Here is a 23,163-nt window from a genome sequence, read left to right as displayed (position 1 = left end):
GCGGGCGCTTCGGTGCGCGGGATGGACGGCTGTCATACCTTTGATAAGGTCGGCAATATGATTCTCGAGGGAGAACACCCATGCCCGACTCCGCCTTGCTCAAGCGCACAGAACTGCCCCGTCCGAACGTGTCGGCAGAGCAGGCGGCTGGCATTCTCAGGAACTATTACGGCCTGGAGGGTGACCTCAAGGAACTCGGCAGCCAGCAGGACCGCAATTACCGCATCGACACCGGCGAGGCGTTCTACGTCCTGAAGATCTGCCACGCCGAATACGCGACGATCGAGCTAGCCGCCCAGAATGCCGCCATGCGTCACCTGGCCACCCTTGCAGACATCCCCCGTATCCCCGAACCCATCCTGGCCGAGGGCGGTGAAGACATCCTCGTCCTGACGATCGATGACGAAGACTATCAGGTGCGGCTGCTCACCTATCTCGACGGCGAACCGCTGACGCAGCGCAAGTATTTGGCGCCGCAGGTCGTGGCGGAACTGGGGGGGCTGACCGCCCGCATCGCGCTCGGTCTCAAGGATTTTTCCCATCCGGGGCTGGACCGTGAACTGCAGTGGGACCTTCGCCGGGCCGGACCTGTCGCGCTGCACCTGCTGAAGGCCGTGACGGACCATGCGCGGCGCGACCGGATCGCCAAGGCCATGGTGACGGCGGTCAAGCGCATCCAGCCGCTCGCCGGAAAGCTTCGGGTTCAGGCGATCCACCACGACATCACCGACGACAACGTGGTCGCGCGGCCCGACAGGGAAGGCCGCATGATGCCGGACGGCGTCATCGATTTCGGCGATGTCATCACCGGCTGGCTGGTCGCCGACCTCGCCGTCACCTGCACCGCGCTCCTGCATCATGCCGATGGCGACCCGTTTTTCATTCTGCCCGCGGTCCGCGCCTTCCAGGAACACTACCCGCTCAACGAGGCGGAACTGAAGGCACTCTGGCCGCTAATCGTGGCGCGCGCCGGTGTGCTCGTCGCCAGCACCGAACAGCAACTGGCCATCGATCCGAACAACGACTATGTCCTGGGCAACGCCGCCCATGAACGGGAAATGTTCGAGGTTGCGACCTCGGTTCCTTTCGCTCTGATGGAAACCGCAATCCTGGACGCGGTCGGCCACGGTGCCCCGGCGTTCGATACGGGCGTACTCGCACGACTTCTCCCCGAGATCACACCCGAAATGGTGCGCCTCACCGATCTTTCGGTGATGAGCGACGCGCTTGTCGAGGACAACTGGTCCGACCCGCAGATAGACTGGAAGCTTCTGGCCCGCGCCGCCGCCGAGACGGGGGTCTCCTCGACGCGCTATGGCGAATACCGGCTTTCCTACACCCGGACACTGTCCGAGCGTGCACCAGCCACTTTCGCGCTGCATGTCGACGTCTGCCTGCCGGCGACAACCACGGCCGTCGCACCGTTTTCGGCCCGCGTCGTCAAGGACGGGCATCACCTCATCCTCTCGACGCCGGAAATCTCGCTGCATCTGGACGGCATTGATTGCCCGCTGGAAGAAGGCGCAGAGATCGAGGCCGGCACGCCGATCGGGACCATTGCCGGCGTGGCCGGTGCGGTCGGCGGCCTGCGGCTTCAGCTCTGCCGGGATCCGGACCTCGTGCCGCCCCTCTTCGCCCGGCCGTCTCATGCCACGGTCTGGGGCTGGCTCTGCCCCTCGCCCGCCACGCTGATCGGCGCGGATCTCGACGCGCCCGCACCGCAGAGTGCCGCCCTGCTCGCCAAGCGCAAGAAGAGCTTCGCCAAACCGCAGAAGAACTATTACGCCGACCCGCCGCAGATCGAGCGTGGCTGGAAGGAGCACATGTTCTCCGTCACTGGCCGGTCCTACCTCGACATGGTCAACAACGTCTCCATCGTCGGCCATGGCCACCCTCGGCTGGCGCGTGCCGCCGGGCACCAATGGTCGCTGCTCAACACCAATTCGCGTTTCCACTACGCCGCCGTCGCGGAATTTTCCGATCGCCTCGCATCGCTAGCGCCCGAAGGGCTCGATACGGTCTTTCTCGTCAACAGCGGCTCGGAAGCCGTCGACCTTGCCCTTCGCCTGGCCTGGGCAAAGAGCGGATCGCACAACATCGTCAGCCTGCTCGAGGCCTATCACGGCTGGACCGTGGCGAGCGACGCCGTCTCCACCTCGATCGCCGACAACCCGCGCGCGCTCGAAACCCGCCCCGGATGGGTCCACCCGGTGACCGCGCCCAATACCTATCGCGGCCCCTTCCGCGGCGCCGCATCGACCGCGGATTATGTGGCAAGCGTCGCCAAGGCACTGGACGCGATCGAGGAAGCGGGCGAAAGCCTTGGCGGATTCATCTGCGAGAGCGTCTACGGCAATGCCGGCGGCATTCCGCTGCCGCCCGGCTACCTCGACGAGGTTTACGGCATGATCCGCGCGCGCGGCGGCGTCTGCATCGCCGACGAGGTGCAGGTCGGTTACGGACGCCTCGGCCATTTCTTCTGGGGTTTCGAAGAGCAGGGCGTGGTGCCGGACATCATCACCGTTGCCAAGGGCATGGGCAATGGCCAGCCGCTCGGCGCGGTCATTACCCGCCGAGAGATCGCCGACGCGCTGGAGAACGAGGGTTACTTCTTCTCCTCGGCCGGCGGCAGCCCGGTCAGTTGCGTGGTCGGCATGACGGTGCTCGACATCATGCGCGACGAAGGCTTGCAGGAGAATGCCCGGGAAACGGGCGACTATCTGAAATCCCGGCTCGAAGCCCTCGGCCAGCGCTTCCCGCTGGTCGGCGCGGTCCATGGCATGGGGCTCTATCTCGGCCTCGAATTCGTCCGCGACCGCGAGACGCTGGAGCCTGCCACCGAGGAGACGGCGGCAATCTGCGACCGGCTGCTTGATCTCGGCGTCATCATGCAACCGACAGGCGACCATCTTAACGTTTTGAAAATAAAGCCACCGCTCTGCCTGTCCCGGGACAGCGCCGACTTCTTCGCCGCCATGCTGGAAAAGGTGCTTTCCGATGGCTGGTGAGCCAGAATGGGCTACGGCAAGGTGCTTAATTCAACATAACGCCGGACGTTCAACTTTTCAGATGTTGTAAACGCTTCACAAATGGCAAACCGAAGCTCCACACAAGTCGCCTTCACAGCTGTTCCGGGGAGTGTCTATGCTCCTCCCAGACAGCATCCTGGTTGAAGGAAACGAAATGCCGAGCCTGCCCGATACGATCTCCACCCCTTGGATAATGTGGGGCATCGCGCTGTTCCTGCTGAAGCACCTCGCCGCCGATTTCGTCCTGCAGACGCGGTGGATCGCCGTCGGCAAGCAGCACCGCAAGGCCTGGCTCCTGCCGCTGACCCTGCACGCCGGACTGCACGGGGCGATGACGGGCCTGATCTTTTCCGTCGTCGCGCCGTCTCTTGCCTGGATCGGTCTCGTCGACTTCCTCGTACATTTCGCCATCGACCGGGCGAAGGCGGTTCTCCAGTCCCGGCTCGGCCTCGACGCCGCCAAGACCGGCTTCTGGTGGCTGCTCGGCACGGACCAGACGCTTCATCACCTGACCCATCTCGGTTTTGCCGCCGTTCTGGCCGCGAGCCGAACGCTCTGACGGACGCTATCAGCCGGCTTCGCCGGACCCGGACCGCTCCTGCGCCGCTTCCTCAAGGATCCATTTGCGAAACGCAACAAGCGGTGGATAGGCGGCCCGCTCACGGGTGAAGGCCAGATAGTAGCGCCCTTCGCTCTCGACCTCTCGATCGATCGCCGGGACGAGATCGCCCCGCGCCAGTTCCTCGCGAAACAGGAAGATCGGCAAAAGGGCCACACCGAGCCCGCCGATCGCGGCCTGAGAGGCTGCGGCGAACTGGTCAAACAGCATGCCGTGAATGGACTCAAACACCACGCCATTGGCAGTCAGCCACTTTTCCCAGGCATCCGGCCGGGTTGTCAGATGCAGCAGCGGCACATCGAGGATGTCGGCCGGCCTTTCGAGCCTGTGCGCCGCCTTGAACGCCGGGCTGCAGGCGGGAACCGTCGTCTCGCCCATCAGCAGGGCGAGCTCCGCGCCGGGCCACACCGGTTCGCCGAAATGGATCGCCGCGTCGATGGAATCCAGCCGGAAATCGAAGGGCGACAGGCGGGTGATGAGATTGATGGTAATGCCCGGATTGTCCGCGAGAAAACGGGCCAGCCGTGGTGCGAGCCATTGTGCCCCGAAGGTCGGAAGAACGGCGAGGTTCAGCGTGCCGCCATGCGGATTGGCCCGCAGATTGAGCGAGGCGCTGGAAATGCGCCTCAGCGCTTCCCGGATTTCCCGGGCATAACCGTCGCCGGCCACGGTGAGGCGGATGGTCTGGCGTTCCCGCAGGAAAAGCTCGACGCCCAGCTGGTCCTCCAGAGCCTTGATCTGGCGGCTCACTGCGCTCTGCGTCAGGTCGAGTTCGCGCGCCGCAGCCGTTATGCTGCCGGTTCGAGCCGCGGCCTCGAAGGCGGCGAGCAGTGAAAGCGACGGAAGGAAGCGCCGGGCCGGGAGCATGTTATACCTCGACGGAATGAACTCTTGAGAAATTATCGTTGGAACGGGTTAGATTCGTCTTCTAGATTTCGCAAGACTTTACGTTTCGGAATGATGCGAGCGAAGGACGCCTTTGGCGCTGCCGTAGCGCAAAAGCCAGCCGCGATCGCCCGTCACCGCAAACGACACGTCTTTTCGGCCGTCTCCCGCGACCACCCTGAAGGAAAGCCCTATGCTGAACGATCCCCGCTCCCACGGCCTGTGGGAAAAGACCGCCCCGGCCGCACCCGTGACGCCGCCGCTTTCGGGCCCGGTCGAGGCTGACGTCGTCATCGTCGGCGGCGGCTATACCGGCATTTCCGCAGCGCTGCACCTTGCCGAGGCCGGAACCAAGGTGGTCCTGCTCGAAGCGACCGAGATCGGTTTCGGCGGAGCCGGACGCAATGTCGGCCTGATCAACGGCGGCATGTGGGTCATGCCGTCGGAGATTCCCGGGGTGCTCGGTCCGGTCTATGGCGAGCGCGTTCTCGACCTGCTCGGCAATGCGCCGCTCCTGGTGCGGGCCCTCATCGAAAAGCATGAGATCGCCTGCGAGCTGGAGAAGAACGGCACGCTGCACTGCGCCGTGGGAAAAGCCGGCCTCGAGGAAATCAAGGAACGTTGCAGCCAGTGGGCAGCGCGGGGTGCCGATGTGCGTATCCTGTCGGCCGAGGAGACGGCGAAGCGGATCGGCACGTCGGCCTATGCCGGAGCGCTGCTCGACATGCGCGCCGGAACGCTCCAGCCGCTGGCCTATGTTCGGGGGCTCGCCAAGGCAGCGATCGCTGCCGGTGCGAAGATCCATACCGGCAGCGCCGCCGTCTCGACGGAACGCAATGGCAGCCGCTGGGTGGTGAAGACGGCAAACGGTTCGGTGTCGGCCGACTGGATCATCGTCGCCTCCGAATACTATTCGACCGGCCCGTGGGAAGCGGTGCGCAACGAACAGGTGCTGCTCCCCTATTTCAACTTCGCCACCAAGCCGCTCTCCGCCGAACAGCTGAAGAAAATCCTGCCGGACCGCGAGGGCTGCTGGGACACGAAGGAAGTGCTTTCCTCCTTCCGCATGGACCGGGCGGGCCGGCTGGTCTTCGGCAGCTGCGGCGCCCTTCGCAACACGGGCCTTCCGGTCCACCGTTCCTGGGCCAAGCGAGCGCTGAAGAAGCTCTTCCCCGATCTCGACAATGTCGAATTCGAAACCGAATGGTATGGCCGCATCGGCATGACCGACGACGCCATCCCGCGTTTCCACAAGTTCGCGCCGAATGTCGTGGGCTTTTCCGGCTATAACGGCCGCGGCATTGCGCCGGGGACGGTTTTCGGTAAGACACTGGCTCGCCATATCCTCGGCGAACTCTCGGAAGCGGATCTGCCGCTGCCGGTCAGAGACGTCGTTGAAGCTCCGCTTCGCAACCTGAAGGGCGCCTACTACGAGGCTGGCGCCCAGATCGCCCATTTCACCGGGGCGCGCTTCTGAAGAAGACGCACTCGAAGACAACCGATAACGGACAATCCGAAATCACTGGAAGGAACACCATGACCCTTGCCAACCTGAACTTCACGGCCGAAGTGGCCGCCATCATGGGCCGCCTCGGCGTGCCCGCCGCCAGCCTCGCCGGTGGCACGCTGTCCGTCCGCTCGCCGATCAACGGCGAGAAGATCGCCGCCGTTGCCGAGATCAATGCCGCCGACACCAAGACCGCCATCGGCGCCGCCCATCAGGCTTTCCTCGAATGGCGCCTCGTCCCGGCGCCCAAGCGTGGCGAACTGATCCGCCTGCTCGGCGAAGAACTGCGCACCGCCAAGGCCGACCTCGGCCGTCTGGTCTCCATCGAAGTCGGCAAGATCACCTCGGAAGGTCTCGGCGAAGTCCAGGAAATGATCGACATCTGCGATTTCGCCGTCGGCCTGTCGCGTCAGCTCTACGGCCTGACGATCGCCACCGAACGCGCCGAGCACCGCATGATGGAAACCTGGCATCCGCTCGGCGTCACCGGCATCATCTCGGCCTTCAACTTCCCGGTCGCCGTCTGGGCCTGGAACTCGGCGCTGGCGCTGGTCTGCGGCAACTCCACCATCTGGAAGCCGTCGGAAAAGACCCCGCTCACCGCCATCGCCACCCAGGCGATCTTCGAAAAGGCCGTCAGCCGCTACGTCGCCGATGGCGGCAAGGCGCCTGCCAACCTGTCGACCCTGCTGATCGGCGGCCGCGACATCGGCGAAGTCCTCGTCGACCATCCGAAGGTTCCGCTGATCTCCGCAACCGGCTCGACCGCCATGGGCCGCACCGTCGGCCCGCGCGTCGCCACCCGTTTCGGCCGCTCGATCCTCGAGCTCGGCGGTAACAATGCGGCGATCGTCGGCCCGACCGCCGACCTCGACCTGACGCTGCGCGGCGTCGCCTTCGCTGCCATGGGCACCGCCGGACAGCGCTGCACCTCGCTGCGTCGCCTCTTCGTCCATGAAAGCGTCTACGACACGCTCGTTCCGCGCCTGATCAAGGCCTACGGTTCCGTTACCATCGGCAATCCGTTGGAAGCCGGCAACCTGATCGGCCCGCTGATCGACAAGGGTGCCTTCGACCGCATGCAGCATGCCCTGGATGCCGCCAAGGCGGCCGGCGGCAAGGTTGCCGGTGGCGAACGGGTGAACGCAGGCGATGCTGCGGAAGCCTTCTACGTTCGTCCCGCGCTCGTCGAAATGCCGGCCCAGACCGGCCCGGTCGTCGAGGAGACCTTCGCGCCGATCCTCTACGTGATGAAGTACAAGGACTTCGACGAAGCGCTGGCGCTGAACAACGACGTTCCCCAGGGCCTGTCGTCGTCGATCTTCACCAACGACCTGCGCGAGGCGGAAGCCTTCGTGTCGGACCGCGGCTCGGATTGCGGGATCGCCAACGTCAACATCGGCCCGTCCGGTGCTGAAATCGGCGGCGCCTTCGGTGGCGAAAAGGAAACCGGTGGCGGTCGCGAATCCGGCTCCGACGCCTGGAAGGCCTATATGCGCCGCGCCACCAACACGGTGAACTTCGGCAAGACCCTGCCGCTCGCCCAGGGCGTGAAGTTCGACGTGGGCTGATCAACGATCAGCCGATCCAATTGAAGGCCACGCGGTTCAAAGGGACAGCGTGGCCTTTCCTTTTTGAATTTTGCATGAAATTTCAAGCGCCTCAGACCAAGGTTTGACGGGTCGCACTGGCCTTCGCTTGCGGAATCGGCCAAGGTGCCGCGTGTGATCTGGCGGCATTTCGAGGCGAGCGAATGGACATTCACGATCAGTCGGCGGCGATCGCCTTTCTGAGCGCCCCGGAGACCTACGGCGAAACGGGCGCGGTGAAGATCATCGAAACCCACATCTCGCTGGTCTTCCTGATCGATGGCCGCGCCTACAAGCTCAAGCGTGCGGTCAAACTGCCCTATGTCGATTTCTCGACCTATGATCTGCGCCTGCACTTCTGCCGGCGCGAGGTCGAGCTCAACAGCCGCGCCACACCCGACCTCTATCTCGGCATCCGCCGCATCACCCGCGAGGCGGACGGGCGATTGGCCTTCGACGGCACGGGCGAGGCGGTGGACGTGGTCGTCGAGATGAACCGGTTTGCCCAGCACGACCTGTTCGACCGCATGGCAACGGAAGGCAGGTTGAATGCGCCCCTGATGCGCCAGACTGCGGCCATGATCGCAGCGGTCCACACCTCCGCCCCGGTTGTTCACGCCGGCAGCGGCTCGGCCAACATGGCTGGCGTGCTCGGCATCAACGAAGCGGGTTTCGCGACCAGCCATGTGTTTGCAGAGGATTCCGTCCGACATCTGACCGATGCGTTCCGACGCTCCTGGGCCGACCACGTCGCCTTGATGGATCGGCGGGAAACCGAGGACAAGGTTCGGCTCTGCCACGGCGACCTGCACCTGAGAAACCTGTTCATGGGCCCGGCCGGGCCCCGCATGTTCGACTGCATCGACTTCAACGACCAGATCGCAACGGTCGACGTGCTCTATGACCTCGCCTTCCTGCTGATGGATCTCTGGCAACGCGGTTTCGCCGATTTCGCCAATGTGGTGGCCAATCGCTATCTCGACATCAGCCGGGACGACGACGGCTTTGTCCTCCTGCCCTTTTTCATGGCGGTTCGGGCAGCCGTGCGGGCCCACGTGACCGGCACGCAGATCGAGGAAGGCGCTGATGCGGAGGGTCCTTTGGCCCAGAGCGCCAAGGCCTATTTCGAATTCGCCGCATCGCTGCTGTTTCCAAGCGCGCCACGGCTCGTGGCCATCGGCGGCTTGAGCGGTTCCGGCAAGTCCACGCTTGCCGATGCGCTCGCGCCGCGGCTGGCAGGACCGCCGGGAGCCCGCATCCTGGAAAGCGACCGTATCCGCAAGGCTATGTTCGGCGTGGCTCCCGATGAGCGCCTGCCGCTTGAGGCCTATCGCCCGGAGATCTCCCGCAAGGTCTACAAGGAACTCGCGGATCGCGCGCGCCTCATCCTCTCCGGTGGGGGAGCCGTGCTCGTCGATGCGGTCTTTGACCGTCCGGAAGATCGCGACACGATCCAGTCGCTCGCCGAAGAACTTGGCGTGCCGTTCACCGGCATCTGGCTGGAGGCCGATTCTTCACTGTTGATGGCAAGGGTCCGGTCGAGACCGCAAGGCCAGTCCGACGCGACGGTCGACGTACTGCAAGCGCAGCTGGCCAAAGATTTGGGACCGATGCGCTGGAGCCGCATCGATAGCGCCGGCCCGATCGAGACGGTGCTGGCGGCAATCGAATCACACCTCACCTAGACGCTAGCGAATGTTGAAGCGCACCGGCGCGGTGATTGTCTTGCTGACACCCGGCGGCGGGGCCGGAACGGGAGAAGCCCGGCGCACCATGTCCAGCACCGCCTGATCGAGGCTCGAATGACCTGACGAGCGCGACAGCGACACCGAAAGCACATTGCCACCGTCGTCGATGCGGAACCGCACGTAGACGATGCCTTCCTCGCGATTGCTGCGCGCCTCGGACGGATAGCGCTTGCGGCGCTCCAGATGCGACATCAGACGCGACTGCCATTTGGCGGGACTGACATTGCGTCCACCGCCGGTGCTTGTCACCTTCGCCGCCGTGCGGTCGGACTGGGCGACCTCGACCTTGGCCTTGCGCGCGGCTTGGGATGCCGGCGGAGGTGGCGTCCTGGGCTTCTCCGCCCTCTTCTTTTCCGGCGCCTTCTTCGACTTTTCCTTGACCGGTTTGGGCGGCGGTGGCCGCCCAACGGGGATCGGAACCGCCACGTTCTCCAGCTGCGCCATCACCATTTGCTCGATCGGGTTGATCTCCTCGACCGGCTCCGGCAAGGGTTCGGGAACCATCGGGGGCGGTTCGATGACGGGCTCCGGCACCTTTTCGACCACCTCCTCGACGGGCGGTTCGGGGATGGGCTGCGGCATGGGTTCGGGCAGAGGTTCCTCGGCAGGCTCGGGCGCCGGCTCGTGCGAGGCCGTCTTGATCTCCTCGGCATCGACCTGATCGGGGACGATCTGCTCCTCCTGCGTCACCTCGGCAACCGGTTCAGGGGCAAGTTCGATCATGATCACCGCCGGAGGGGCGGCGTCCTCGGCCACCATGTCCGGCTCCTGCATCAGCAGCGCCACAGCCCCGGCATGGACAGCTGCGACGCAGAGAGCCGCAGTCGTCCACAACAGCAGCTCGCCGAACGCCCGGCCCGGGGAACGTTGCAGCGGGACCCGACTCACGGCCGCACCCCGGTCCCGGACTCCGCCGGCTGGGTCGAAACCTGCGCGGAAGGCAGGGCCTCGAGCCCCACCAGCGCAATCTTCAGATAGCCGGCATCCCGCAGCAGGTTGATCACCTCCATGAAGGCGCCATAGTCCACGGCCTTGTCGGCGCGCAGGAAGATCCGGGCCTCCTTGTTGCCCTCGGTCAGCCGATCGAGATCCGAACCGAGCGTCTCGCGGGCCGCAGTCTCGTTGCCGAGCGAAAGGCTCATGTCCTCCTTCAGGGTGACATAGACTGGCTCGTCTGGACGCTCCGTGGGCTTCGCTGTCGAAGCCGGAAGATCGACACTGACATCAACGGTCGCGAGCGGCGCTGCCACCATGAAGATGATCAGCAGCACCAGAATGACATCGATGAAGGGCGTGACATTGATCTCATGATTTTCCGCGAGATCGTCGCCGGAGTGATTTTCCCGTATGCCGCCGGCCATGTCCGTTACTCCGCAGCCAGCGGCAAGGACGTGGCCAGCACGCCATTCGGCACCCTCCGATAGTCGAGATCGCGACTGACCAGCCGTTCGATCCCCGCGGCCGCATCCCCAAGCAATTGCCGGTAGCCGGTGACCGAGCGGGCAAAGACATTGTAGATGATGACCGCCGGGATGGCGGCAACCAGGCCGATGGCAGTGGCGAGCAGCGCTTCGGCGATGCCGGGCGCGACGACGGCAAGGTTGGTCGTCTGGGACTCCGAAATGCCGATGAAGGCGTTCATGATGCCCCAGACCGTGCCGAACAGCCCGACGAAAGGCGCTGTCGAACCGATCGTCGCGAGCATACCGGTTCCCTTGGCAATCTGGCGGCCGGCACGAACCTCGATGCGGGCGAGGGCCGAGGCGACGCGTTCCTTCACACCTTCGCCACCAACATGGGCGATGGCGGCGTCCGACAGACGGATTTCCGCGCTGGCACTGCGCAGCATCGATACGACCACACCGCCTTGGCGCGCCATGCGGCCAGAGGCAGCCTCCAGCGTGTGGGCCTCCGTGATCGCCTTCAGCCCGCGGGTCGCGCGGATCCGGGCGCCGGCGAGCTGCAGCGTCTTGGCGAGCCAGACTGTCCATGTGGCGAGCGACGCAAAGGCAAGGGACAGCATCACCCCTTTGACCACCCAATCGGCAGCCAGGAACATGCCGAGCGGCGAGAGGTTGTGCGGCAGGTCAACGCGCGCGTTCTCTGCGCCCTCGGGCAGTCCGACGAGCGCCTCTGTTGCGACTGACATGGGAGTTGCTGCGTCACCTACGGCCGGTGCGCCGGATGGGGCAGCTTCGAGGGCCGTCGTCGTCGCCTCAGTGACCGGCGAGGCAGTGGTGGGCAAAGTTTCCTGCGCGAATGCGGCACTGGAGACGAAGGCAAGAGAGACTGCCAGGGCGAGACTTGCGGTGGAAGGTCCCGAATGACGACGAAACACTGGGAGTTCCTTTTCTGACAACAGGCATTGGAGACACGGCACGCCGCCATCCGGCGCGAAGCCCCTGGCAATGCGCTGGAATGCTTCTTCGATATTAAACTTGAGTTATTTTGACAAGTAATAACCTGCGCAGCATTCGAAAAAGTTGACAATCGCACACGAGATTTATGCACCAACGGACGACGGCTCAGGTCGATACGGACCGAACCGGACCCGCCGCCCCTCCCTTGGGAATCAGGTGCCCGATTGCTCTCGGCCTGCCATCTTGCGCGGGACCTTGGCCGACTTCTCCTGGCGAAACTCGCGCACCACCAGCGCGTAGAGCGCTTCGGCCGGCGGGCTTAGCGGAATGCCCTTCCGCGTGATGATGCCGATCGTCCGCACGACCGAAGGATTGCGGATCGGCACGGCGACGATATCGGTCGACCGGCTTGCTTCGAGGGCGATCCGGCAGCAACTCCACCCCGGTCGGCGTCAGGGTCACCTGACGTGTCGTGCGGGCCAGGAGCTTCAGGCCGAGATCGTCCTCCCGCTTCTTGATCCGGTGGCTGAGCGCCGTCTGCGACAGGTTTAGATGGGCCGCGGCCCGGTGAAAGCTGCCGCGCTCGGCAATGCGCAAAAAGGCCTCAAGGCCGAGAAAATCGACCCGCATGAATCATGCCGTTCCTTTGATGAGACATGGGAATGAATACCGCTGAAAACAGAATTTGATTGAAGCCCGGCGGGGACGCAGGCTCAATCATCGCGTACGTTGCGCCAGCGACCGCATTCGCCCTGCTCTTTGATCATTGTCAAAGCACCGTGACATTGCGGTGGTTATTCTCGATAACATTACAATCGCTCCGAGCGACACGACATCAAGAACACCATCCGGGAGGGTTTCCATGTCTACAGTGCAGCAGTCCATCGCATGGTTTGAAACACTGGGACGCCACGACGTCCCACGCGTCGGCGGCAAGAACGCCTCGCTGGGCGAAATGGTGCAGACCCTGGCCGCCGGAGGCATTCGCGTGCCCCCGGGTTTCGCCACCACCTCCGACGCCTATTGGAGCTACGTCGCAGCGAATGCGCTCAGGGAACGGATGACTTCCTTCCTCGCGCAATGGGAAGCCGGCAAGGCGACGCTCGCCGAGACCGGAGAGGCCATCCGCAACATATTCCTCAAGGGCGACTGGCCGGCAGACATCGAAACGGCGATCCGTGCGGCCTATCGCGAGTTGTCGAAGCGGGCCGGCGTGGACGAAGTTGAAGTCGCGGTACGATCGAGCGCGACGGCCGAGGATCTTCCGGATGCCAGCTTTGCCGGCCAGCAGGAAACCTTCCTCAACATCAAGGGCGAGACGGCACTGATCGATGCCTGCCGCCGCTGCTATGCCTCGCTCTTCACCGACCGTGCCATCAGCTATCGCAAGACCAAGGGCTTCGACCACATGAAGGTGGCGCTGTCGATCGGCGTGCAGCAGATGGTGCGCTCCGACATCGGCGGCTCGGGCGTGATGTTTTCGATCGACACAGAGACCGGTTTCGACAAGGTCGTGCTGATCAATGCGGCCTGGGGCTTGGGTGAAAACGTCGTCCAGGGCACCGTGGACCCGGATGAATATCAGGTCTTCAAGCCGCTGCTCGACAACAAGGCGCTCTCGCCGATCATCGAGAAGAAGAAGGGCGCCAAGGACATCAAGATGATCTACGCGGTCGGCGACAAGCCGACCCGCAACGTGCCCACCTCCAAGGCCGAGCGCGCGGCCTGGGTGCTGAGCGACCCGGAAATCGTCGAGCTTGCACGCTGGGCGGCGACCATCGAACAGCATTACGGCTGCCCGATGGACATGGAGTGGGCGCGCGACGGCAATACCGGCGACATGTACATCGTGCAGGCCCGCCCGGAAACGGTTCAGGCGCGGCGTGATGTCGGCATCTTCAAATCCTACACCATCCACAACAAGGGCAAGCTGCTCACCAAGGGCCTGTCGATCGGCGATGCGATCGCCAGCGGTCAGGTTTGCCTGATCGAAACCGCCAAGGACATCGAGAAGTTCGTGGACGGCTCCATTCTCGTCACCCAGACCACCGACCCTGACTGGGTCCCTATCATGAAGCGCGCCGCAGCCATCGTCACCGACCATGGCGGGCGCACCTCGCATGCCGCGATCGTCAGCCGCGAACTCGGCCTGCCCGCCGTCGTCGGCACCGGCAATGCCACGGAAATCCTGCATACCGGTCAGGACGTGACCATCTCGTGTGCCGAGGGCGACGAAGGCTTCATCTATCAGGATATCGCCGATTTTTCGGTCGAGGAACTCGACGTCACCGACCTGCCGGAAACCAAGACCAAGGTCATGCTGAACCTCGCCAATCCGGGTTCGGCCTTCCGCTGGTGGCGCCTGCCGGCCGATGGCATCGGTCTTGCCCGCATGGAGTTCGTCGTATCGAACGCGATCCGCGTCCATCCCATGGCGCTCGTTCATTTCGACACGCTGAAGGACGAGAAAGCCAAGGCCGAGATCGCCGCGCTGACCGCTGGATATGACAACAAGCCGGACTATTTCGTCGACAAGCTTGCCCTGGGCCTGGGAAGACTTGCTGCCGCCGTCTACCCAAAGCCGGTCATCGTGCGCATGAGCGACTTCAAGACCAATGAATATGCCGGTCTCGTCGGCGGCGCTGAATTCGAGCCGGCGGAAGAAAACCCGATGATCGGCTTTCGCGGCGCCTCGCGCTACTACTCGCCTCGCTATCGCAATGGCTTTGCGCTCGAATGCCAGGCGATCAAGCGGCTGCGCGACGAGATGGGGTTCACCAATGTGATCGTCATGATCCCCTTCTGCCGCTCGGTCGGCGAAGCCGACAAGGTGCTCGGCGTCATGGCAGAGAACGGCCTGAGGCGCGGCGAGAACGGCCTCCAGGTTTATGTGATGTGCGAGATCCCCTCGAACGTCATCCTGGCGGCCAAGTTTGCCGACCGTTTTGACGGCTTCTCGATCGGCTCGAACGACCTCACCCAGCTCACCCTTGGCGTCGACCGCGATTCCGGCGAACTGGCCGATCTGTTCGACGAACAGGACGAGGCGGTCAAATGGATGATCGAGAAGGTGATATCCGAGGCCAACAAGGCGGGTGCCAAGATCGGCCTTTGCGGCCAGGCGCCCAGCGACCATCCGGAATTTGCGGAATTCCTGGTCGAATGCGGCATCGACTCGATGTCGGTGAGCCCGGACAGCTTCATCGCCGTGAAACAGATCGTCGCAGAGGCCGAAAAGACCAAGACCGACCGCGGCTGACAGCCGGCGACAAGCAGAAGCGGTGCGGGCGAAATCTCCCGCACCGATTGATCGGTGTCAAAACATGCGGCCCATATCGTCGTATCGTGATATCGTTCGCATGCCCGCAAAGCGCGCATATTGGCGACCGCGGGTTTCTACGCAGAACAAGTAGCCTTTTCCAAAATGCCATTCGGCAATCGGACCCTTGCGTCCGCAATAATCGGGAGGATGCCATGCGTAACTTGAAATCCATTTTGACTGCCACCGTCGTTTCCCTCTTCATGCTTCCTGCGACCGGCCATGCGGGCGGCACCGTGGAAGTTCTTCACTGGTGGACCTCGGGCGGCGAGGCGAAGGCCGTCGGAACGCTCAAGGAAGCCTTCGAGAAGCAGGGCGGCAAGTGGGAAGACTCGCCGATCGCCGGCGGCGGCGGCGATGCCGCGATGACCGCGCTTCGCGCCCGCGTGATGGCCGGAAACCCACCGGCCGCCGTGCAGCTGAAAGGCCCCGGTATTCAGGAATGGGCCGATCAGGGTGGCCTCGCCGATGTCGAGGATGTAGCCAAGGCGGAGAAATGGGACGATGTCCTGCCGCCGTCCCTGGCTGAAATCATGAAATACCAGGGCAAATACGTTGCCGCCCCGGTGAACGTCCACCGCATCGACTGGATGTGGATCAATCCCGCCGTGCTCGCCAAGGTCGGCGCCGAGGTACCGAAGACCTGGGACGAGTTCAACGCGGTCGCGGACAAGCTGAAGGCCGCGGGCATCACCCCGCTCGCCCATGGCGGCCAGCCCTGGCAGGACGCGACAGTCTTCGAAACGATCGTGCTGAGCATGGGAGCCGACTTCTATCGCAAGGCGCTGATCGAACTCGACCAGGAAGCGCTGACCGGCGACACCATGGTCAAGGTCTTCGACCAGTTGCGCAAGCTGCGCGGCTATGTCGATCCGGGCTTTTCCGGCCGTGACTGGAACCTCGCAACCGCCATGGTCATGAATGGCGAAGCCGGCTTCCAGATCATGGGCGACTGGGCCAAGGGTGAGTTCCTGGCCGCAGGCAAGGTGCCGGGCAAGGACTTCATCTGCGCCCCGACCCCCGGCAACGGCTACAGCTTCAACACCGACAGCTTCGCCTTCTTCAAGGTTGCCGGCGATGACCGGATCGAAGGCCAGAAGGTACTCGCGAGCCTGATCATGTCGCCAGAGTTCCAGGAGACCTTCAACCTGGCCAAGGGCTCCATTCCTGCCCGCACCGACATCAAGCTGGACAAGTTCGATAGCTGCGCCCTCAAGTCCTACGAGGACATGACCGCAGCCGTGAAGAACAACACCTTCGTTCCGTCCATGGCCCATGAAATGGCGGTTCCGCGCACCGTGCGCGGCGAATTCCTCGACGTCGTCACCAACTTCTTCAATTCGGAGATGAGTTCGGCCGACGCGGCCAAGGCGATGGGTGAAGCGGTGAAGCGCGCCCAGTAAGGCATTTCTTCGATCGATGACCACCGGTGTACGGCCAAGCCGGACTCCGGTGGTTCCCTTTGGCGCGGCGCAGAATCGCGAATGGGGATGAAGACAAGGCCGGGAGGAGTTGTGAAATGAACACCAAAAGCCGACGAATCGCGCTCGATCGCTTTTTCGAGCGATGGCTGCCGCAGATCGTCGTGTCACCGATGTTTGCCGCGAGCCTGGTGTTCGTCTACGGCTTCATCGCCTGGACGGTCTACATCTCCTTCACCAAATCCGGCGTCATGCCAAACTACACGCTGATCGGCCTCGCCCAGTACGAGCGGCTGTGGACCACGCCACGCTGGTTCGTCGCGATCGAGAACCTGTTCATCTTCACTAGCCTGTTCATGGTCTGCTGCATGGTGATCGGCCTGTTCCTGGCGATCCTGCTCGACCAGCGAATTCGTGCCGAAGGCATGATCCGCACCATCTATCTCTACCCCATGGCGCTGTCGTTCATCGTCACAGGCACCGCGTGGAAATGGATCCTCAACCCGACGCTCGGCATCGAGAAGATCATCCAGGGCTGGGGCTTTCCCGATTTCAATTTCGACTGGCTCGTCGATCCGAACATGGCGATCTACACCGTCGTCATAGCCGGCGTCTGGCAATCCTCCGGCTATGTCATGGCGCTGTTTCTCGCCGGCCTGCGGTCGGTCGACGACGAGATCATCAAGGCTGCGGCGATCGACGGCGCAGGCCCGTTCCGGACCTACTGGAGCATCATCCTGCCGATCGTCAGGCCGGTCTTCTTCTCCGCCTTCGTGGTTCTCGCGCACCTGGCAATCAAGAGCTTCGACCTGGTCATGGCGCTGACCGGCGGTGGACCGGGCTATGCGACCGACATGCCGGCGACCTTCATGTATTCCTTCGCCTTCCAGCGCAGCGAACTCGGCACGGCGGCCGCAAGTGCGGTCATGATGCTGGTCACCGTGACGGCGATCTTCATCCCCTATCTCTATTCGGAACTGAGGAGGCCGGCGAAATGAGCGGAGCCGCCATCTCCGGCATTGTCCGGCCCCGGGGCCTGAAGAACACGCTGCTGCGCCTGCTGCTCTTCGCCATCCTCGGGCTCTTCTGTCTCTACTATCTCATGCCGCTCTTCGTCATGATCTCGACCTCGTTGAAATCGCTCGAAGAGATCCGCACGTCGTCGCTGATCAGCCTGCCGAAGGAGGTGACCTTCGCTGCCTGGGAAAAGGCCTGGAGTTCGGCTTGCGTCGGCGTGCGCTGCACGGGGCTGCAGCCCTATTTCATGAACTCCATCCTGATGGTCGTCCCGGCGGTCGCCATCTCCACCCTGCTCGGCGCGCTCAACGGCTACGCGCTGACCAAGTGGAAGTTCCCCGGCGCCGACATCATCTTTGCGCTGATGTTGTTCGGCTCCTTCATCCCCTTCCAGGTCGTGCTGCTTCCCATGGCCCGCATGCTCGGCTATTTCGGCCTGGCCGGCAGCGTCTACGGCCTGATCCTGGTCCACACCGTCTACGGCCTTTCCTTCACCACGCTGTTCTTCCGCAATTTCTTCGTCAGCGTATCGGACGGAATCGTTCATGCGGCAAAGATCGACGGAGCCGGCTTCTTCCGCATCTTCTTCACCCTGCTCTTGCCCATGTCGCTGCCGACCATCGTCGTCGCCGTCATCTGGCAGTTCACGCAGATCTGGAACGACTTTCTGTTCGGCGTGGCCTTCACGGTCGGGGACAGCAATCCGGTGACCGTGGCGCTCAACAACATCGTCGCGTCGAGCACCGGCGTGAAGGAATACAATGTCGACATGGCGGCGGCGATCATCGCGGCCCTGCCGACCCTGCTCGTCTACATCGTGGCGGGAAAATACTTCGTGCGCGGTCTGGCCGCAGGTGCCGTGAAAGGGTGATGAGATGGCAAAAGTAGAACTGCGGGACGTCTGGAAGAAATTCGGTACGGCCGAGATCATCAAGGGCGTGAGCATCGACCTTGATGACGGCGAGTTCGTCGTGCTTGTCGGGCCTTCGGGTTGCGGAAAGTCCACGCTCCTCAACCTGATTGCCGGGCTCGAGACGCTGACCAGCGGCGAGATCCGGATCGGCGACGCGCTGGTCAATGACGTACCGCCGAAGGACCGCAACATCGCCATGGTGTTCCAGTCCTACGCGCTCTATCCGACCAAGACCGTGCAGGAGAACATCACCTTCGGCATGCAGACCCGTGGTGTCGATCGCGCCGTCCAGGACAAGGCGCTCGCAGACGTCTCCCAACTCCTGCATATCGAGCAGCTGCTCGACCGCAAGCCGGGGCAATTGTCGGGCGGCCAGCGCCAGCGCGTCGCCATGGGCCGCGCCCTGGTGCGCAATCCCGACGTCTTCCTGTTCGACGAGCCGCTCTCCAATCTCGATGCCAAGCTGCGCATCGAAATGCGCACCGAAGTGAAGAAGCTGCACCAGCGCCTCGGCAAGACGATCGTCTACGTCACCCACGACCAGATCGAGGCGATGACGCTCGCCTCGCGCATTGCCGTCATGGACAATGGCCATGTGCGGCAGTTCGGCACGCCCGAGGAGGTCTATGAAAACCCCGTCGACCTCTTCGTTGCCGGCTTCATGGGCTCGCCGTCGATGAACATCGTCAAGGGAAAGGTGCTCAACGAGGATGGCTACGCGATCGCCGTCACCGACGAGGAAGGCACGATCCGCTTTCCCCTCGGCCCCGAGCAGGCCGGCAAGGTCAAGGGACGGGAAGGCGACGAAATCTATCTCGGCCTGCGCCCCGAAACGATCACCCATGTCGGCGCCCACGGTGCAGAGCAAACCGAGCTGTTCGTCTTCGAGCGCGCGGTCGACGTGGTCGAACCCACCGGTCCGGACACCATGCTGGTCTTCACGCTGGGCGGCATGGAAGCGATCGCCCGGGTGCGGCCCGAAGAGCGCGTCAAGCCCGGCGAGACGTTCCGCTTCGAGGTCAACATGGGCAAGGCCAAGCTGTTCGACGGCAAGGCCGGCATGCGGCTGTAAGCAGTCGGACGAAGCCGCCGGGCAAGATCAGCCCTTGTTCGCCTCGTAGAGTGCCAGCACGTCCGCACGTCGGCAAAGCTCCGTGCCGGAAGTCATGACCGCCGCGGCACCCGCCGCCAGGCCGAAGCGGAAGGCCTCGCCGATCTCGTGGCCCTCGGCCAATGACCAGGTCATCGCGGCGACAAAGCTGTCTCCCGCACCGACCGCCGATTGCACCGGCACATCGATTGCCGGCACGCGCTGGATCGTGTCGGCACCGACCAGGATCGCACCATCGCCACCGAGCGTGACTGCGATATAATCTGCGGCACCGCTGCGCACGATGGCCTGGGCAGCAGATCCAGCGTTGTCATGATCGATCTTCTGACCGACAAAGCTGGCCAGCTCGCCAAGGCTCGGCTTGACGAGGAAGACTTTCGCCTTCGACAGCGTCTCGTGCAATGCCTCGCCGGACGTATCGAGGATAAGGCGGGCTTTCTTGCGGGTCGCAATTTCGGCCATACGCGCATAGGTACCGTCAGAGACGCCGCGCGGCAGGCTACCGCTGGCGACGACATAGTCAGCATCGCTTCCCTCGAGCAGATCGAAGACCGGCGCCAGCTCTTCCTCGGTGACCTCCGGTCCTTCCGGGACGAAGCGATATTCGAGATTGGTCGAGAGTTCCCGCACGTTGTAGGCGACCCGGACAGGATCATGGATGCGAAACCGGTGTTGCTTGACGCCGAGCGGCTCGAGCATGGCTTCGAGCAGCGTCCCGGTGGCCCCGCCGGTGAGGTAGAGCAGCTCGCACTTTCCGCCCAGCTCGACGATGACGCGTGCGACATTGATGCCGCCGCCGCCTGCATGCTGGCGCTGATTGTGCGTACGGGTCTTGTGCGTGTGACGAACCGCATCGGCGTCGCTGGAAATATCGATGGCGGGATTGAGCGCGATGGAGAGAATTTTCGACATGCCCGAGCCTAGCGTCCCTTCATGACAGTTCCAAGAAATCGTTTCGCACCGCAACCGGCCGAGTGAAGCTATAGCCTCAATGCCCCGAGGGTCGCAAGAAAGCGCACGACCGCAGCAGCCGTGATCCTTCGTCTCAGGCCGTCGCCTTCCAGAGCCCTTCGGAGTTCCGCTCCAAAAGCGGCGTGGCAATTACGCTTCGGGTCCTCTCCGGCCACCCCTCCCCGCAAGCCGAAATCGCCGGCCTCCAGCGCTCGGTCTGCAACATGGCCACCGCGAGCGCCACCGGCTCGATGTCGAGCGCGGCCAGCAGGTTCAACCCGGCCACCATGGATGCGCCGCTCGACATGACGTCGTCGACGAGGACGACGCGACGGCCCTGGAGCAACGGCAACATGCGCGGATCGGCGAACAGACGCTTCTGCTGGTGCGGCGTGGTGATCGAACTCATCGGCACCGACAATTCGTCGAGATACCAGAACTTGCGCGAGGTCCCGAACGGGACATAGCGGGTGTGGCCGAGCTTCTGTGCCACGGCGGAGGCAAGCGTCAGCCCGAGCGTCGGCAACCCCACGATCACGTCCGGGCGGTATTCGGCAAGTCTGTCGGCAAGACAGCAGGCGAGCGTGTCGAGCACCGCGAAGCTCGCCTGGTTGACGATGAGGGATGCAATCCCATGCTGGCCGTCGGCAAGCGGCCGGATCGGCAGAAGCATCTGCCCACCGTCAGGCAAGCTTGCCGGATAGCTTTGGCGGTGCGGGCCGGCAGGGTCGAATCTGCCCGGAGGTTCTATCGTCTGCCAATAGTCGTGAGGCTGCATGCGATAACCCTTGCTCCACGGAGCGTTGCGAACTTTCCGTTCATCGCAAGGCCACGCGTCTTTGACAATGCACGCTTTCGCGAAACACGCCTGCCCCCACCGTTCAGTAATTCTTGACGGAGCGTCCGGATTTTACGGTTGTCTTTAGCCAATCGCACATTACCTTTGGCCAACGACGCCGCGACCGGGCATTTGCGAGCCTGCGCGGGCAACACAGGAAAAGACATGTATACCGGTATCGTCCAGGCGGTGGCCCCGGTCACCAACATCATCCGTCATGACGGATACACCGAATTCCATATCCAGTTTCCCGAACGGCTGGTCGAAGGCCTGCAGATCGGCGGAAGCGTTTCGGTGGAAGGCGTCTGCCTTTCCGCGACCTCCATTGAAGGAACGACCGTGACCTTCGACGCCATGGACGCGACCCTGGAGCGCACCAACCTGTCCGACCTTTCCGTCGGCGACGGTGTCAACCTGGAGCGCTCGGCCAAGCCGACGGACGAGAACGGCGGCCATGCGATTGCCGGCCATATCGCCACGACCGCAACGCTGATAGGCGCCAAGAGCGAAATGCCGGGCGCCCACATCCACTTTTCGGTTCCCGAGGAATGGGCGAAATACATCTTCCCGCGCGGCTTCCTGGCCGTGAACGGCGCAAGCCTGACGGTTGCGGAAGCCGAAGGCAACGTGTTCCAGATCAATCTCATTCCCGAGACGCTCCGGCAGACGACATTTCCCCGCTACAAGCCCGGAGATCGGCTGAACATCGAAGTGGACCACCAGACGATGGTGATGGTCGATGTGGTGGAACGCACGCTGACGCGGCTGCTCGACAAGCGCGCCTGAGAAATGCGGGCCCGGCGACTGTTCAGTGGCTCGGCCTCAGCGCGGTCCACGGCCGTTCGCTGATCAGCGAGACGAGCACCTTGAAATAGTCGGCCGGCTTCTGCGCGCAGAGCCCGGGCGGAATGCCGTTGGCGGCGATTTCGGCAAAAGGCGAGCCGGAGACGATGCGGAACGGGATGCCCTTCTTCCGGAGTACCGCAACGATGGGCGTGACCGCGCCGTCCCGGACATGAAAGTCGAGGATGGCGGCCGAGATGTCTTCCTGTTCCAGAATTTCGAGCGCATCACGCACGGTTTCGGCGGTGACGACATTGACCCCTGCGCGCGATACGCTGTCGGCGGCGTCCATGGAAACGAACACATCATCCTCCACGATCAGGATGGTATCTGTGGGCAGGTTGGCTTTCATCGGCATGGCAAAGATCTCCTTTGCTGCCACAACGCCTGCAACTCGAAGTTTGTTCAGATTTTAGTCAATTCGTGAACTGCTTGGTAAACAAAGGGTTTACCGCGCTACGCGGAACAAATCGCAATTGAAAGTTGCCGGTGGCGCATTCAACAGACGGGCATCGCGCCACATCGTTGTCTTTCGATGGAACCAGTGCGGTCGGCATGCGTTTTCCATTGGATCATCACAATGGGAGAATGACCATGCAGATCGTTGGAACACAGGTACACGAAGATATGGGTGGCGTTCCGGGCTACACTGTCGAGTTCGTCGGCGACGGTGGCGAAGTCGTATCCGTTCGCATAAAGCAGAGCGAAAGCGGCGATCTAAATCGGGAAAACGCCCTTGCCAAGGCGCGCGTCCTGCTTCTCCAGGTGGGCGCCTTCGACGGCGCCACCAAGAAGGAGCGCGACGACAACCTCGCCCGCAGCGGCGACGATGCGGTATCGGATGCCGTTCTGAGCGCTCGGCGCGCGCGGGACGAAACCGAACTCGATTCACAGGTTGACGAGGGACTGATCGATACCTTCCCGGCCAGCGATCCGGTATCGGCCACTTACTCGTCGACAGCCGGCTCGAAAGAGCGCCACTAACATTCGGAGATGCAGAAAGGAGAGCGTGT

General features: G+C 63.3%; 20 protein-coding genes and 1 pseudogene. 12 read left to right on the top strand and 9 right to left on the bottom strand.

Features of this window, described 5'->3' with window-relative positions; genetic code table 11:
* Positions 1-80 precede the first annotated feature (80 nt).
* Both L867_RS0117165 and L867_RS0117160 read left to right on the top strand, forming a co-directional pair.
* On the top strand, positions 81-3,008 hold the full coding sequence (locus tag L867_RS0117165; RefSeq protein ID WP_028738022.1) for an aminotransferase: 2,928 nt from the start codon (positions 81-83) through the stop codon (positions 3,006-3,008).
* A 175-nt stretch (positions 3,009-3,183) separates the two neighbouring features.
* The gene (locus L867_RS0117160) at positions 3,184-3,588 is read left to right on the top strand and encodes a DUF3307 domain-containing protein (protein WP_028738021.1); all 405 of its coding nucleotides are present in this window, start codon (positions 3,184-3,186) and stop codon (positions 3,586-3,588) included.
* Between the two features lie 9 nt (positions 3,589-3,597).
* Here the strand turns inward: L867_RS0117160 and L867_RS0117155 are convergent, their stop codons facing one another.
* Complete coding sequence (locus tag L867_RS0117155) at positions 3,598-4,515, bottom strand: LysR family transcriptional regulator (protein WP_028738020.1); 918 nt, start codon at positions 4,513-4,515, stop codon at positions 3,598-3,600.
* A gap of 211 nt (positions 4,516-4,726) precedes the next feature.
* Here L867_RS0117155 and L867_RS0117150 point away from each other — a divergent pair, with 211 nt between their 5' ends.
* The 3 genes from L867_RS0117150 to L867_RS0117140 all read left to right on the top strand — a co-directional run bounded on the left by L867_RS0117150 (position 4,727) and on the right by L867_RS0117140 (position 9,314).
* Positions 4,727-6,010 carry an NAD(P)/FAD-dependent oxidoreductase gene (locus L867_RS0117150; protein ID WP_028738019.1) on the top strand — a complete coding sequence of 428 codons (1,284 nt, stop codon included), beginning with the start codon at positions 4,727-4,729 and terminating at the stop codon, positions 6,008-6,010.
* Between the two features lie 59 nt (positions 6,011-6,069).
* Complete coding sequence (amaB, locus tag L867_RS0117145; protein ID WP_028738018.1) at positions 6,070-7,611, top strand: L-piperidine-6-carboxylate dehydrogenase; 1,542 nt, start codon at positions 6,070-6,072, stop codon at positions 7,609-7,611.
* 182 nt (positions 7,612-7,793) lie between these two features.
* Positions 7,794-9,314, top strand: coding sequence for a bifunctional aminoglycoside phosphotransferase/ATP-binding protein (locus L867_RS0117140; protein ID WP_028738017.1), 1,521 nt, complete (start codon positions 7,794-7,796; stop codon positions 9,312-9,314).
* Positions 9,315-9,317: 3 nt separating this feature from the next.
* Here L867_RS0117140 and L867_RS0117135 read toward each other — a convergent pair whose 3' ends face one another.
* The 5 genes and pseudogenes from L867_RS0117135 to L867_RS28015 all read right to left on the bottom strand — a co-directional run.
* A complete protein-coding gene (locus L867_RS0117135; protein ID WP_051439051.1) occupies positions 9,318-10,265 on the bottom strand; it encodes an energy transducer TonB in 948 nt (315 codons plus the stop codon).
* A complete protein-coding gene (exbD, locus tag L867_RS0117130; RefSeq protein WP_028738015.1) occupies positions 10,262-10,738 on the bottom strand; it encodes a TonB system transport protein ExbD in 477 nt (158 codons plus the stop codon). The genes L867_RS0117135 and exbD overlap by 4 nt, the downstream gene beginning before the upstream one ends.
* 5 nt (positions 10,739-10,743) lie before the next feature.
* A complete protein-coding gene (gene exbB, locus L867_RS0117125) occupies positions 10,744-11,673 on the bottom strand; it encodes a tonB-system energizer ExbB (RefSeq protein ID WP_232363959.1) in 930 nt (309 codons plus the stop codon).
* A 276-nt stretch (positions 11,674-11,949) separates the two neighbouring features.
* Positions 11,950-12,123 (bottom strand): hypothetical protein, encoded by a 174-nt coding sequence (locus L867_RS28020; RefSeq protein WP_232363960.1) that lies wholly within the window; start codon positions 12,121-12,123, stop codon positions 11,950-11,952.
* A 67-nt stretch (positions 12,124-12,190) separates the two neighbouring features.
* Positions 12,191-12,367 (bottom strand): annotated as a pseudogene (locus L867_RS28015) (helix-turn-helix domain-containing protein); the annotation flags it as partial.
* 232 nt (positions 12,368-12,599) lie between these two features.
* Between L867_RS28015 and ppsA the strand changes: the two are divergent.
* From ppsA to L867_RS0117090, 5 genes are all read left to right on the top strand, one after another.
* Positions 12,600-14,996, top strand: coding sequence for a phosphoenolpyruvate synthase (gene ppsA, locus L867_RS0117110; protein ID WP_028738013.1), 2,397 nt, complete (start codon positions 12,600-12,602; stop codon positions 14,994-14,996).
* 224 nt (positions 14,997-15,220) lie between these two features.
* On the top strand, positions 15,221-16,459 hold the full coding sequence (locus tag L867_RS0117105; protein ID WP_210163649.1) for an ABC transporter substrate-binding protein: 1,239 nt from the start codon (positions 15,221-15,223) through the stop codon (positions 16,457-16,459).
* 116 nt (positions 16,460-16,575) lie between these two features.
* A complete protein-coding gene (locus L867_RS0117100; protein ID WP_051439050.1) occupies positions 16,576-17,475 on the top strand; it encodes a carbohydrate ABC transporter permease in 900 nt (299 codons plus the stop codon).
* Positions 17,472-18,365, top strand: a complete 894-nt coding sequence (locus tag L867_RS0117095; RefSeq protein WP_051439049.1) for a carbohydrate ABC transporter permease — start codon at positions 17,472-17,474, stop codon at positions 18,363-18,365. The genes L867_RS0117100 and L867_RS0117095 overlap by 4 nt, the downstream gene beginning before the upstream one ends.
* A 4-nt stretch (positions 18,366-18,369) precedes the next feature.
* A complete protein-coding gene (locus tag L867_RS0117090) occupies positions 18,370-19,479 on the top strand; it encodes an ABC transporter ATP-binding protein (protein WP_028738009.1) in 1,110 nt (369 codons plus the stop codon).
* Positions 19,480-19,506: 27 nt separating this feature from the next.
* On the opposite strand, the gene L867_RS0117085 is transcribed toward L867_RS0117090, so the two are convergent.
* Together L867_RS0117085 and L867_RS0117080 are read right to left on the bottom strand one after the other, a co-directional pair.
* Entirely contained in the window at positions 19,507-20,430 is a 924-nt protein-coding gene (locus L867_RS0117085) for a 1-phosphofructokinase family hexose kinase (RefSeq protein ID WP_028738008.1), read from the bottom strand.
* 133 nt (positions 20,431-20,563) lie between these two features.
* Positions 20,564-21,247 carry a phosphoribosyltransferase gene (locus L867_RS0117080; protein ID WP_028738007.1) on the bottom strand — a complete coding sequence of 228 codons (684 nt, stop codon included), beginning with the start codon at positions 21,245-21,247 and terminating at the stop codon, positions 20,564-20,566.
* 225 nt (positions 21,248-21,472) lie between these two features.
* Between L867_RS0117080 and L867_RS0117075 the strand changes: the two genes are divergently transcribed.
* Positions 21,473-22,093, top strand: coding sequence for a riboflavin synthase (locus L867_RS0117075; RefSeq protein WP_028738006.1), 621 nt, complete (start codon positions 21,473-21,475; stop codon positions 22,091-22,093).
* Between the two features lie 22 nt (positions 22,094-22,115).
* On the opposite strand, the gene L867_RS0117070 is transcribed toward L867_RS0117075, so the two are convergent.
* Entirely contained in the window at positions 22,116-22,508 is a 393-nt protein-coding gene (locus L867_RS0117070) for a response regulator (RefSeq protein WP_028738005.1), read from the bottom strand.
* 236 nt (positions 22,509-22,744) lie between these two features.
* Here L867_RS0117070 and L867_RS0117065 point away from each other — a divergent pair, with 236 nt between their 5' ends.
* Positions 22,745-23,134 carry a hypothetical protein gene (locus L867_RS0117065; RefSeq protein ID WP_028738004.1) on the top strand — a complete coding sequence of 130 codons (390 nt, stop codon included), beginning with the start codon at positions 22,745-22,747 and terminating at the stop codon, positions 23,132-23,134.
* Positions 23,135-23,163 lie beyond the last annotated feature (29 nt).

It is taken from the genome of Paenirhizobium selenitireducens ATCC BAA-1503 (assembly GCF_000518785.1).
In the GTDB taxonomy this organism is placed as follows: domain Bacteria; phylum Pseudomonadota; class Alphaproteobacteria; order Rhizobiales; family Rhizobiaceae; genus Allorhizobium; species Allorhizobium selenitireducens.
Note: the sequence above shows the minus strand (reverse complement) of the source record. Positions and strands in the feature narration are given on the sequence as shown.